The organism is Bifidobacterium cuniculi (genome assembly GCF_000741575.1).
Taxonomy (GTDB): Bacteria; Actinomycetota; Actinomycetes; order Actinomycetales; family Bifidobacteriaceae; genus Bifidobacterium; species Bifidobacterium cuniculi.
In genome coordinates this window covers 530,930-544,133 of the sequence record NZ_JGYV01000001.1, presented here as the reverse complement: position 1 = coordinate 544,133, position 13,204 = coordinate 530,930, and the positions used below count along the sequence as shown (strand labels likewise).

Here is a 13,204-nt window from a genome sequence, read left to right as displayed (position 1 = left end):
ATGTCCCATTATACGTCCCGTGTCCGTGAGGGATCGGTCTGCGTCTGCGTGGTGGCATCGCCGTGCAAGGCGTCGTGGATGGCCTGTGCCTTGCGTCGGCCCACGCCGTGGACGGACTCGAGTTCCTCGACGCTGGCTGCGCGGATGGCACGCACGGAGCCGAAGGCGGCCAGGAGCTTCTTCTGCAGGGCAGGACCCACCCCGTCGATGCCGTCCAGTGCGGAACGTAACGCACCCTTGCGGCGCGACTGCCGATGGTAGGCAATGGCGAAGCGGTGGGACTCGTCACGGACCCGTTGCAGCAGGTACATGCCTTCCGAGGAGCGCTTGAGGATGACCGGGTAGTCGTCCTCGGGCAGCCACACCTCCTCGAGGCGTTTCGCCAGGCCGCACACCGCCACGTCCGTGACTCCGCAGTCATGCAAGGCCTGCCAGGCCGCCATGGCCTGCGGTTTGCCGCCGTCCACCACGATGAGATTGGGCGTGTAGGCGAAATGCCGACGATCCGTGTTCTGCTGCACCACCTGCCCGTCCGACCCTGCATCGCGGGCGCGCTGTTCGTTGTCGAGGCTCTCGCCGCTGTCACCGGCGACGTTGCCGTGGCGGAAACGCCGCGTCAACGTCTCATAGAGGGCGGCCAGGTCATCCAGTGCACCCTGCCCGTCGTCGCCGCGGATCGCGAAACGGCGGTACTCCGACTTCTTGGCGATGCCATCCTCGAACACCACCATGGACGCCACTTGGTAGGCGCCACCCACCGTATTCGAGATGTCATAGCATTCGATGCGCAAAGGTGCCTGCTGCAGGCCCAACGCGTCCGCAATCTCGTTCATCGCCTCGGTACGCGCACCGATGTCGCTGATACGGCTCATCTTGCTGCGCTGCAACGCCTGCTGCGCATTCTGGTCGGCACGGTCCATCAGCTGCTTCTTGGCACCACGCCGGGGCACATCGATCGACACCGCGGCACCTCGCAGCGACGAGAGCCATGCAGCCAGTTCCCCGGACCGTGCCGGCAGCACCGGCACCAACACCTGGCGTGGAATCGGCGCAATCGGTTCCAGTAGGTCCTCGCGGCCCGTCTGCCCCTGCCGTTCGTTGCGGGCCTTGGTTGCCTGCGCACGCGCCCGGGCATCCGTCGCCTCCAGCCGCTGCGTCGGCGCCAAGGCGTTGCGCCGTTCGCTGACCTGCAGCGTTGCCTGCGGGGATGCCAGCGTTTCCTCGACCTCCCCCAGGCCGGATTCCCGCGCGATATCCGCATAGACGCGCACGATCAGGTCGGCCATCAGCTCGTTGTCGTCGACCTGTTCGATACGTTCCACGCTCCAGTTGCGTTCGCCGCGAATGGTGCCGGAACGCACCGTGAACGCATGGAACGACGCTTCCAGTTCGTCGGTGGCGAACCCGAACACGTCCACGTCGACATCCTGGTCGAGGACCACGGCGTTCTGTTCCATGACCGTGGACAGCACGGCAATGTCGTCGCGCAGCCGCGCCGCCTGCTCGAAGTCGAGTGCGGCGCTCGCTTCCTTCATGCGTGCGGTCAGCTGGTTGACATAGGACCTGCCAACACGTCCAGTGAGCACGCCGACGAGCTGCTCGCACATCCTGCGATGTGACTGGGCGTCTATGCGTCCCACGCATGGGGCGGAGCACTTGCCGATGGAGGCCAGCAGGCAGGGACGGGACGTCAGCTGTGCCTTGCGGAAGACCGCGGGCGTGCAGGTGCGCACGGGGAAGGTGCGCAGGAGCCGGTCGAGGCTCTTGCGCAGGTCCCAGACCTTGGCGTAGGGGCCGAAGTACCGTGAGTTGCGCTGCTTGCGTGACCGCGTGATCCACACGCGCGGGAATTCCTCCCCCACGGAAACAGCCAGGTATGGGTAGGTCTTGTCGTCGCGGAACACCACGTTGAACCGGGGGTCGAACTCCTTGATCCACGTGTATTCGAGGGTGAGTGCCTCGAGTTCGGTGCCGACGACCGTCCATTCGAGACTGCGTGCGGTGAGCACCATGGTCTGGGTGCGGGGGTGCAGTTGGTGCAGCGGTTGGAAGTAGTTGGACAGCCGGTTGCGCAGGTTCTTGGCCTTGCCTACGTAGATGACCTGGCCGTCAGCGTCGCGCCACTTGTAGACGCCGGGCTGGGTGGGGATGTCGGATGTCTTGGGGCGGAACAGGTCGCGGCTGTCGCCCAGGAGGGGCGCCCCGTTGGCGTTCGTGCCGTCGGTGCCCGCACCCTCCTGGGCGGCGATGAGTCCTTGCGCCGTACGCGCCCACGTGCCGGGCGCGTGGCGTTCGAAGACGCTCATGCGTGGTCCCTGTCGAGCAGCGGCTTGAGGAACTGGCCGGTCCAGGACCCATCGCATTGCACGAGGTGTTCCGGGGTTCCCTGGGCGACGATGGTGCCGCCTCCTTCGCCGCCTTCGGGACCGAGGTCGATGATCCAGTCCGCGGACTTGACCACGTCCAGGTTGTGTTCGATCACGATGACGGTGTTGCCCTTGTCCACCAGGCCTTGCAGGACGCCGAGAAGCTTGTTGACGTCCTCGAAGTGCAGGCCGGTGGTGGGTTCGTCGAGGATGTACACGGTCTTGCCTGTGGAACGGCGCTGCAGTTCGGTGGCAAGCTTGACGCGCTGGGATTCGCCGCCGGAGAGGGTCGTGGCGGGTTGCCCGAGGCGGATGTACCCCAGGCCGACCTGCACGAGGGTGTCCAGGTAGCGGGAGATGCCCGTGTAGGCACGGAAGAAGTCGGCGGCTTCGGCGATGGGCATGTCGAGGATATCGGCCACGGTCTTGCCGTTGTAGGTCACCTCGAGGGTTTCCCGGTTGTATCGCTTGCCATGGCATTCCTCGCATTCGACGTACACGTCCGGCAGGAAGTTCATCTCGATCTTGAGGGTGCCGTCGCCGTGGCAGGCTTCGCACCGTCCGCCCTTCACGTTGAAGGAGAAACGCCCCGGACCGTATCCTCGTACCTGCGCTTCGGGGGTCTTGGCGAACAGGGCGCGGATCTTGTCCCACACGCCCGTGTACGTGGCCGGGTTGGAGCGCGGCGTGCGTCCGATGGGGTTCTGGTCGACGTGGATGACCTTGTCGCACAGTTCCACGCCGGTGACGCGGGTGTGCTTGCCGGGGACGATGCGTGCCCCGTTGAGCCTGTCCGCCAGGACCGGGTAGAGGATCTGGTTGACCAGGGTCGACTTGCCCGATCCCGAGACGCCGGTGACGCAGGTGAATACGCCGAGCGGGAAGTCGACGGTGAGGTTCTTGAGGTTGTTCTCGCGGGCTCCCACGACGGTCAGTTGCCGACTGCGGTCCACGGGACGGCGCGTGGCGGGGATGGCAATGCGGCGTCGTCCGGCGATGTAGTCGCCGGTGATGGAGTCGGGCGCGTCGACCAGGTGGTCGGCGGGGCCGGAATACACTACGCGGCCGCCATGTTCGCCGGCGCCCGGGCCGATGTCCACCACCCAGTCCGCACCGGTGATGGTGTCTTCGTCGTGTTCGACGACGACGAGGGTGTTGCCCAGGTCACGCAGGTGGTGCAGCGTGTCGATGAGCCGTGCGTTGTCACGCTGGTGCAGGCCGATGCTGGGTTCGTCGAGTACGTACATGACGCCCACGAGTCCCGATCCGATCTGCGTGGCCAGACGGATGCGCTGCGCCTCACCGCCGGACAGGGTCTTGGCGGCACGCGACAGGGTCAGGTAGTTGAGGCCGACGTCGTTGAGGAAGCCCAGTCGTGCGCGGATCTCCTTGACGACTTCCCCGGCGATCTGCGCGGCGGCACCCGTCAGGTTCAGGTGGTTGATCCACTCCAGGCCGGCCTGGGCGGCCATGTCGCACACGTCGGCGATGGACTTGCCGTCCACCGTGATCGCGAGGACCTCCGGCTTGAGTCGCTTGCCGTCGCAGGCCGAGCAGGGCACTTCGCGCATGTACGATTCGTAGTATTCCTTGCGCTGGTCGGAATCCGTCTCGTCGTGGCGGCGCATGAGGGACCGCACCACGCCTTCGAATCCCGTGGAATATTCACGCATGCGCCCCCACCGGTTGCGGTAGGAGACGGTCACCTTGAAATCTTTGCCGTACATGATGGCGTGGCGGACGTCCTTGGGCAGGTCCTTCCACGGGGTGTCCATGCTGAACCCGAGTTCGTCGGCCAGGCCCTCCAGCAGGTGACGGTAGTAGTCGCCGGTGCTCTTGGTCATCATCCACGGTTCGATGGCACCTTCGTTGAGGCTCTTGTCCGGGTCGGGCACCACCAGTTCCGGGTCGATGTCCAGGGAGAAGCCCAGGCCCGTGCACACCGGGCAGGCGCCGTACGGCGCGTTGAAGGAGAAGGTGCGCGGTTCGATCTCGTCGAGTTCCAACGCGTGCCCGTTGGGACAGGCCATGCGTTCCGAGAACGGCATCTGCCGCTGCGGATCGTCCGCATCCCGGTCCACGAAATCGGCGGCCATGACACCGTGCGCCAGGCGCAGCGCCGTCTCCACCGAATCCGTCAGGCGCTGGCGGATCCCGTCCTTGACCACCAGACGGTCGATGACCACCTCGATGGTGTGCTTCTTCTGCTTGGTCAGCTTGATGTCGTCGGACAGCTGGTGCATCGTCCCGTCGATGATGGCACGCGCATACCCGTCCGACCGCAGCAGGTCCAGCAACTCCACGAACTCGCCCTTGCGGCCGCGCACCACGGGAGCCAGGACCTGGAACCGGGTGCCCTCAGGCAGCGCCAGCAGCCGGTCGACCATCTGCTGCGGCGTCTGCGCGGCAACCTGCGCGCCGCACACGGGACAATGCGGAATGCCGGTACGTGCAAACAGCAGACGCAGGTAGTCATACACCTCGGTGATGGTACCCACCGTGGAACGCGGATTGCGGTTCGTGGTCTTCTGGTCGATGGACACCGCAGGGCTCAGGCCCTCGATGAAATCCACGTCCGGCTTGTCCATCTGGCCGAGGAACTGGCGCGCATACGCCGACAGGGACTCCACATAGCGACGCTGGCCCTCCGCGAACAACGTGTCGAAGGCCATCGATGACTTGCCCGAACCCGACAGGCCGGTGAACACCACCATGCGATTGCGCGGGAACTCCAGGTTCGCGTTCTTGAGATTGTGCTCCCGCGCCCCCTGGATCACGATCTTGAGGTCCTTCGGCAACCGGCCGATGTCAGCCACCAGCGAACCGTCCCGTTCAAGCAAGGGAGCCTTGGCAAGCTCCTTGGCCAGGAAAGCATCGCTCGACATCACGCGCTCGATGACCGGCGCGGGCACTGCGGTATGACGTTGTTCCGTCACTCATTCCTCCAATGACAGCGAGAGTACGACATCCCCCAGAATACTGCACCGCGGGCGCAATGTCGAACAATTGTTCGACATGCCGTCCACGGTGCGACACCACGGGCCGACATGCACGATACGCACACGACGCCTACTGTGGAAACCGACATCACCGGCGCCGTAACGACACGGCCACCCACACAAGGAGCATGACGACCATGACCACCCACGACACACACCCGGCCAGGACCCCGGGACGCGGCCCACGCGACACCGAACTCATCGTCGCCTGGGCATCCCTCGCGGCATTCGCGGCATGCACGGCGCTCGCCGTGTCCGGGCTCCTGCGCTCCATACTCGGCAACGACGGGAAACGTTCCGTCTACGCCTGGTTCTCCCCCGAACCCTACGTGCAACTCATATGGGTGCCGATCTTCGTCCTGGCGGCCCTGTGGCTGCTGCGCCAATCCCACGAACACCGCAAGGCCCCCAAGGGCGGCACCCTCATGGGACTCACCGTGCCCGTGCTCCTGCTCATCGCCGCCTGCCTCGTGGGCATCGCCTGGCAGATCGCCTGGCAAGTGGAATCCTACCCCACGGCCATCACGCTGGTACTCGTCGAAGCCGTCCTCGTGGGGGCGCTGTTCTTCTTCTCCCGCCGCCAGGGCGACGGCTGGATCGACTGGATCCCCTTCTCGCTGTGGGGCGCATGGATCATGGTCGAATGCGTCGTCGACATCGCCAGGGCCGCCACCTACTACCTGTCCAAGGACGGTCCCCTGTCCTCCACCGGGCAGGCGGTCGCCACCGTGGTGGTGACCGCGTTGCTGCTGGCGCTCGCCTGCGCGCTGCGCTTCATGAACCATGACTGGGTGTACGGTCTGGTGACGGTTTGGTCCGTGGTGGGCATCGCCTTCCGCCTCATGGATGTCTCCAAGGTCACTGCCGTGCTGATCATCATCCTGGCCACGCTCGCCATGCTCCTCATGTACGTGCCATGGTCCCGCTTCTCCCCTCGGCTGACCGACCTGGATGCCCGGGCGCATGCGCCTGCCGACGGCACCCGTACCCATGACGGTCCGATGGTCATCGAAAGCCACGCCGGCGATGACGCCGACACCGACGATGACGACCAGTAGGTCCCTCGCCGCCGGCTGACTGGACGGTACGGCATGGCGCCCCTATGATGGTGTGCGGGCAATGCGCCCGTCGTCCTTCCGACATGGAAGGACGACGGGCGCACCCATTGCTGACGCGACAAGGCGAAGGACACGACCAGGCATATGGCAATCGACGCACAAGGACTCGAGATTCAGATCGGTGCACGCACGCTGCTGCACCCCACCGACTTCCATGTCGCCAAGGGGGACAAGATCGGCCTTGTCGGCCGCAACGGCGCCGGCAAGACCACCCTCACCAGGGTCATCACCGGTGACATGCTGCCCACTGCGGGCACCGTTCGCGTCTCCGGCAAGCTCGGCTACCTGCCGCAGGACACCCACGCCGCCGACCCCGAACAAAGCGCCCTGGACCGCATGATGAGCGCACGTGACATCGCCGCCATCATCAAGCGCATCCGCAAGGCGGAGAAAGACATGACTGACCCCGACCCGGACGTCATGACGAAGGCCATGAACCGCTACGACAAGGCCATGCAGGACTTCGAGAAGGCCGGCGGATACGCGGCGCAGGCCGAGGCGCGGGCCATGGATTCGAGCCTCGGACTGCCCCAGGAGGTCATGGAACGCCCCCTGGGCACGCTTTCCGGTGGCCAGAGGCGCCGCATCGAACTGGCGCGCATCCTCTTCTCCGACGCGGACACCCTCATCCTCGACGAGCCGACCAACCATCTCGACGCCGACTCCATCGAATGGCTCCGCGGCTACCTCAAGAACTACGAGGGCGGCTTCCTCGTCATCTCCCACTCCACGGAACTGCTCGACGAAGTCGTCAACAAGGTCTGGCACCTCGACGCACAGCTCGGACAGATCGACATGTACTCCCTGGGGTGGAAGGCGTACCTCAACCAGCGCGTCGTCGACGAGGAACGCCGGCGCCGTGAACGCGAAGTCGCCGAGAAGAAGGCCGAACGCCTTATGAAGCAGGGCATCCGCCTGCACGCCAAGGCCACCAAGGCCGTCGCCGCACAGAACATGATGCGTCGCGCCGAGAAACTGCTCAGCGAAACCTCCGAGGCACAGAGGCAGGAGAAGGTCGCCGACATCCGCTTCCCCGAACCCGCACCATGCGGACGCACCCCCATCATGGCCAAGGACATCTCCAAGGCGTACGGTTCCAACATCGTCTTCGCCGGCGTCAACCTCGCCATCGACAAGGGGTCGCGCGTCGTGATCCTCGGCTACAACGGCGCCGGCAAGACCACCACGCTGCGCCTGCTCGCCCACCTTGACCAGCCCGACACCGGCGAGGTCGACTACGGCCACGGCGCCAAGATCGGCTACTTCGCCCAGGAACACGACACCCTCGACCTGGACGCCACCGTCCTGGACAACCTACGCGCCGTCGCACCCGAACTCAACGACACCCAGGCACGCTCCATCCTCGGCTCCTTCCTCTTCTCCGGTGACGACGCCTTCAAACCCGCCCGCGTCCTGTCCGGCGGCGAGAAGACCAGGCTCGCCTTGGCCACCCTGGTGACCAGCCGCGCCAACGTGCTCCTGCTCGACGAACCCACCAACAACCTCGACCCCGCCAGCCGCGAGGAAATCCTCAAAGCCATCGGCAAGTACGAAGGCGCCATCGTGCTGGTCACCCACGACGAAGGCGCAGTGCAGGCACTGCGCCCCGAACGGGTCCTGCTCATGCCCGACGGCGACGAAGACCTCTGGAACGACACCTACCTCGAACTCGTCGCCGAAGAGTAGCCACACCCGCCTCGTTGCCCCGCGCATGTAGGAGGGCGGTGCCCGACGGAAACGTCGGGCACCGCCCTCCTACATGCGGTAAGCCGCACCTAGCGTCCGGCACGCACGATGTCCGGCTCCACATAGATCTCGAAATCGAACCACGGCAACGCCTCACGTACGTTCCGCTCGATCTTGTCGACCGTCTGCACGTCATAGTCGCGGTCCAGCTTCGACGTCTGCACCTTCACGCACAGCAGCACATTGTCCTCCGACATGTGCACCGTCTGCATGTTGATCAGGCGTTCCACCCCAGGCGTCGCCTCCACGGCACCCACGATGCGCTCCCTCGTCGACGCATCCACCGACTCGCCGATGAGCAACGAACCCGACTTGTACGCCAGGAACAGGGAACCCACCATCAGCAGCACACCCACGCACAGACCGCCGGCGGCATCATAGATCTCATCATCGAACACGATGGCCGCACCAATGCCCAGGAACGCAAACGCCAAGCCGATGAGCGCCAGGGTATCCTCCATGATCACCGACGCCAGTTCCGCCGACTTCGTATGCTTCCAGAACCGGAACATCCCCATCCTCGGCGTACAGGTACGCTCCATGCGTTCATCGGCCTCCTTCATGCTCTGATGCAACCCATAGCCCTCCAGGCAGGCGCTGACCACCACCACCGCCAAGGCCACCAGCAACTCCATGCGGTTCGCATCACGCAGCACCGGGTCGCCAGACACCGCCACCAGCTTCTTGACCGCCTCGCTCGTGGAGAAGAACCCGCCCACGAAGAACAGCAACGTCGCCACCACGAACGACGCCAAGTACTTCGTGCGGTACCAGCCGAACGGATGGACCGTATTCATGCGGTGCCGGGACACCCGGTCGCCGATGATCAGCACCACCTCATTCGAACAATCCGCAATCGAATGCACCGACTCCGACAGCATCGACGACGAACCGGTGAACACCGCGGCAGCCAACTTGGCGACTGCCACGCCGATATTCGCCAGCAGTGCCGCCTTCACCGCCGCACCGGCATGCTTGCGTTCCTCACGCACCTGCGGCGTCTCCGGCTCCGTCCGAGGCGCAAGCGACTGCACCGACGACCCCTGATCCTCCATGAGGCCTTTCCTTTCCATTTCAGTCCCGCGACTCCGTAACGACGCCACGCAGGCACGCCAAGGCATCAAGCACACGCGGGAACCCGACATACGGCAGGCACTGGGACATGACAGCCACAAGATACCGCCCATCATTGCCGACGACCAGATTGCCCCTCAGACACTCCCCCAACTGCGCATCACACCCACCCTGCCCCATGAGCAGACACACCGCGACCATGGCACGCTGTTCCCGTGACAACCCCGAACGCGTATGGTACGCACCGAAACAATACGCATCGACCCAACGGTCGATATGCTCAGGCACGCCGTCACCGGCGCCATCGCGCTCGCCGAACACGGCTTGGCGTTCCCGGGCGCCCCGTTCGGCGAGGTCCTCGTCCGCTACCTGCGTCTGGTTCTCCAGCGGCAACGCGACGTTGTGTGCTTCGAGGAAGGCGTTGAGCCGTTTGAGGTAGGGCAGGGCATGGGCAAGGCCGACGTAGGCGGTGGCCTGGTAGATGATTTCCTTGAGCTGGACGGAGCTCACCCCGGCGCCGTAGGCGACGGGCAGCATCATGTCGAAGGCGTCCATGCCCTGCGCGCCGATGATGGCGGCGATGATGGCGATGCTGCGGTCGGGGCCGTCGAGCCTCGGGTCGTTGGCCGCTGGTTCGTGCACGACCTCGTCGTAGGCGAATTCGGAGAAGAGCCGTATGAACTGCGGATCGGTCTGTTCGAGGGTCCGGTCGCTGTTCCAGAAGCGGTTCATTTTCCTGTGCAGTTCCTCGAACATGTACGCTGTCCCTTCCGTCCTTGGGCGCCGGCGGTGCCCTCGCACCATCCATTCCTACCGGCAGATATGGAGAACGGCCCGCAGGCCGTCCGCCTGCGGGCCGTTCTCCATGGGTCAGCGTCGTGGCAATGCCACGGACGCGGCTCACTTGGACTGCAGCTCGTTGCTGGAGGCGTCGAACTCGGACACCGGGTACGCCACGATCGTCGGGTCGTCGTAGGTGTTCAGGTAGTACGTCTTCGTGGCGGTGGAATAGCCGCCCGTGTAGATCGTCTTCTCGTACTGGCCGTTGTCCATCATGGAGTTGCCCTCCACCATGGCGGCGCTGGACAGCGTCTTGAACAGGCGGGTCACGTTGTCCTTCTCGCCCTCCTTGGCCGGGTAGTGGGCGTTGGAGTAGGCGGCGCGCACGAAGCGGGACGTGGAGTTCGGGTCGCCCGGCAGGCCGTGGGCGCTCAGGCCGGCACCCCAGGCCTTGAGGGTGGCGTTGCCCCACTTGGCTTCGTCGATCGGCTTCGGGTCGGCGTTCACGTAGTTGATGAGGTTGGCGCGGTGGTACGGGAACTCCGGCTGGTTGGTCAGGGTGTCCACGTCGTCGTCGTACACGTGCATGCCATCGGCGGTGTACTCCACCACGATGCTGCGGGTGGCGTCGCCGATGATCCAGTGAAGCATGGAGACCGGGTACTGGTCGTTGATCGGCTTGGCCACGATGGTGACGTTCTTGAGGGCCTCGGCGACCTCGTCCACAGTGGTGAAGCTGCGGACAACCCACAGGGGGAACTCGTAGGCGGCCACGTTCGTGGAGAAGTTCACGCTGTCCTCGGCGTACTGGGCGTAGCCGGGGAAGTTCAGGCCGGCGACGGCCAGGCCGGCATCGTTCGCGCAGTCGAAGTACAGCGGGGTGTTCTCGACGATGATGCCGGTGCCGATCACCGCATGGTTGCGGTCCTCGGCGTTGAAGGCCGGCGACCAGGCGTAGTCGGCCGGCGTGTAGACGATCTTCTCGCCATAGCCGCAGCTCCAATCCAGGTTGCGGCCGAAGTACATATTGCCCTTGTCATCGGTAAACCGTACGGCAGTGCACATGACATAGTCCTTTCCAGATGCCGGCGCACTCTCGTGGCGCGCCCGCCATGTATGTTCGCTCCCATTCTAGGGTGGCTCCCGGCAATGGCATTGCATATCGTCCTCAGCGGAATGGGCGCGGAAGGTGCCCGGCAATGCCTATGGCGCCCCTCGCCGGCCCATGGCTGAACCACGGACCGCAGGCAGCTTCCCGGGTACTAGAGTAGGAGCATGTGGCGCATCCGTGCCACGCATGACACGACCGAAGGAAGCCCGCCGATGACCAGCGAAGAGCATGACATCACACTCACCACGAACGCCTACGACGTCGCCGCCGTACGTGCCATGGAAGGTCCGCTGCTCGACGAAGGCGTCCCCCTCATGCGCATGGCGGCCAACGCCATCGCCAAGACCGTCATCGACACCATCCACGAGCAGGGATGGCAGGGGGCGCAACTGCGCATCACGCTGCTGGTCGGCGGCGGGGACAACGGCGGCGACGGGCTGTTCGCCGGAGCCATCCTCGCATCCCAGGGACTGCATGTGACGGCCATTGCGACGGGACCGCAACTGCATGAGGAGGGACTGCTGACCTTCATGGAGAACGGCGGCCATGTCTTCCCCCTCGACCCGTCATCGCAGATTCCCGGAGCCCCCACCGGCTTCTCCTCCGGCGAAGCGGGTGCACGGCTGGCGAAGGCCATCGACCATGCCCGCCGCAGCCACATCCTCATCGACGCCATGACCGGCATCGGAGTGCAAGGAGCCCTGCGGGGCATTCCCGCCGCCATGGCCGAGGCACTCGGCACCGACGACCGGCGGGCGCCGACGCACCCCGCACTCCCCCAGGACGCCACCGCCCTGACCTTTCCCCTCGTCGTGGCAGTGGACACGCCCTCGGGCGTCGGCGTGGACGACGGCACCCTGCCCGGCCCCTACATCCCCGCAGACATCACCGTCATGTTCGGCGCACTCAAGCCATGCGCCATGCTGCCGCCGGCCGCCGGCGCATGCGGCCGCACGGACCTGGTCGACTTCGACTTCGACCTGGACCAGGCACGGCCTGCAGTCGAGCTCATCCACCGCGGCCACGCCCAGCAGGCCATCCGCATTCCCGACGTCACCGACGGCAAGTACGACCGCGGCGTCGTCGGGCTCATCACCGGATCCGTCGAATACCCCGGGGCGGCCGTACTGGGCACCGCCGCCGCAGCCCGATCCAACACCGGCATGGTCCGCTACCTCGGCCCCCGTCGCGCACAGGACCTCGTCCTCCAGCGACTGCCCGAGGCGGTCCTCGGCAAGGGGCACGTCCAGGCGTGGGTCGTCGGCAGCGGCATTCCCGACCATGCCCACGACCACGGCGAAGACATCCAGCGTGAAGCCATCGGCGCACTCCTGCAGCACTACGCACTCACCGGCGACCCGGGCACGGACCGCCGTGCACAGGCCATGCCGCCCATCGTCGTGGATGCCGGCGCCCTGGACCTCCTGCCGCAGCGGGTGCCGCCGCAGGTGGTCCTCACTCCGCACGCCGGGGAAATGGCGGCGCTGCTCACCCGCCTCGGCACCCCCACCGCCGTCGACGACGTCACGGCGCGCCCAAGGGACTGCGCCTTGCGCGCATGGGAGGCCACCGGCGCCACCGTGCTGCTCAAGGGCGACCACACGCTGGTGGTCGGCGCAGACGGTTCCGGTTCCCCCCGGGTACTGATGTGCGGACGTGCACCATCCCTGCTGGCCACCGCCGGCGCCGGCGACGTCCTGGCCGGCATCATCGGCGCCTTCCTGGCCTCCCACGCGGATTGGTTGGAACGGCACCCCGAAGTCATGACGACGACCGTGGCCGGCGCCGTGTACACCCACTCGCTGGCGGCGGCACTCGCATCCCACAGCGACCAGCACGCATGGCAGCAACCCCGGCTGGTCGGCGAGCAAGCCGAGGATTCCCACGAACAGGCCATCGGACACCCCATCATCGCCGGGGACGTGGTCGACGCCCTCCCCGACGCCTTCGACCTGCTGATTACCACCGCCCAGTTCGCCTGAACCACCCGAACATACGAAAAGGAGACCC

The 13,204-nt window shown here is 65.7% G+C and carries 8 protein-coding genes; 3 read left to right on the top strand and 5 right to left on the bottom strand.

Annotation, left to right across the window (positions count from 1 at the left end; translation table 11 throughout):
• Positions 1–8 precede the first annotated feature (8 nt).
• Both uvrC and uvrA read right to left on the bottom strand, forming a co-directional pair.
• Positions 9–2,306, bottom strand: a complete 2,298-nt coding sequence (gene uvrC / locus BCUN_RS02430; protein WP_051920530.1) for an excinuclease ABC subunit UvrC — start codon at positions 2,304–2,306, stop codon at positions 9–11.
• On the bottom strand, positions 2,303–5,251 hold the full coding sequence (uvrA, locus tag BCUN_RS02425; protein ID WP_051920659.1) for an excinuclease ABC subunit UvrA: 2,949 nt from the start codon (positions 5,249–5,251) through the stop codon (positions 2,303–2,305). The genes uvrC and uvrA overlap by 4 nt, the downstream gene beginning before the upstream one ends.
• A 251-nt stretch (positions 5,252–5,502) precedes the next feature.
• Between uvrA and BCUN_RS02420 the strand changes: the two genes are divergently transcribed.
• Positions 5,503–6,423 carry a hypothetical protein gene (locus BCUN_RS02420; RefSeq protein WP_152598111.1) on the top strand — a complete coding sequence of 307 codons (921 nt, stop codon included), beginning with the start codon at positions 5,503–5,505 and terminating at the stop codon, positions 6,421–6,423.
• A 144-nt stretch (positions 6,424–6,567) separates the two neighbouring features.
• Positions 6,568–8,169: an ABC-F family ATP-binding cassette domain-containing protein gene (locus tag BCUN_RS02415; RefSeq protein WP_033516390.1), complete on the top strand. Its 1,602-nt coding sequence runs from the start codon at positions 6,568–6,570 to the stop codon at positions 8,167–8,169.
• An 89-nt stretch (positions 8,170–8,258) separates the two neighbouring features.
• Here the strand turns inward: BCUN_RS02415 and BCUN_RS02410 are convergent, their stop codons facing one another.
• The 3 genes from BCUN_RS02410 to bsh form a co-directional block, all read right to left on the bottom strand.
• Positions 8,259–9,284, bottom strand: coding sequence for a cation diffusion facilitator family transporter (locus BCUN_RS02410; RefSeq protein ID WP_051920526.1), 1,026 nt, complete (start codon positions 9,282–9,284; stop codon positions 8,259–8,261).
• 19 nt (positions 9,285–9,303) lie between these two features.
• On the bottom strand, positions 9,304–10,059 hold the full coding sequence (locus BCUN_RS02405) for a carboxymuconolactone decarboxylase family protein (protein WP_033517079.1): 756 nt from the start codon (positions 10,057–10,059) through the stop codon (positions 9,304–9,306).
• Positions 10,060–10,203: 144 nt separating this feature from the next.
• Positions 10,204–11,148, bottom strand: coding sequence for a choloylglycine hydrolase (bsh, locus tag BCUN_RS02400; RefSeq protein WP_033517081.1), 945 nt, complete (start codon positions 11,146–11,148; stop codon positions 10,204–10,206).
• Between the two features lie 258 nt (positions 11,149–11,406).
• On the opposite strand from bsh, the gene BCUN_RS02395 reads away from it, so the two are divergent.
• Positions 11,407–13,176, top strand: a complete 1,770-nt coding sequence (locus BCUN_RS02395; protein WP_033517083.1) for a bifunctional ADP-dependent NAD(P)H-hydrate dehydratase/NAD(P)H-hydrate epimerase — start codon at positions 11,407–11,409, stop codon at positions 13,174–13,176.
• The last annotated feature ends 28 nt before the right edge of the window (positions 13,177–13,204 follow it).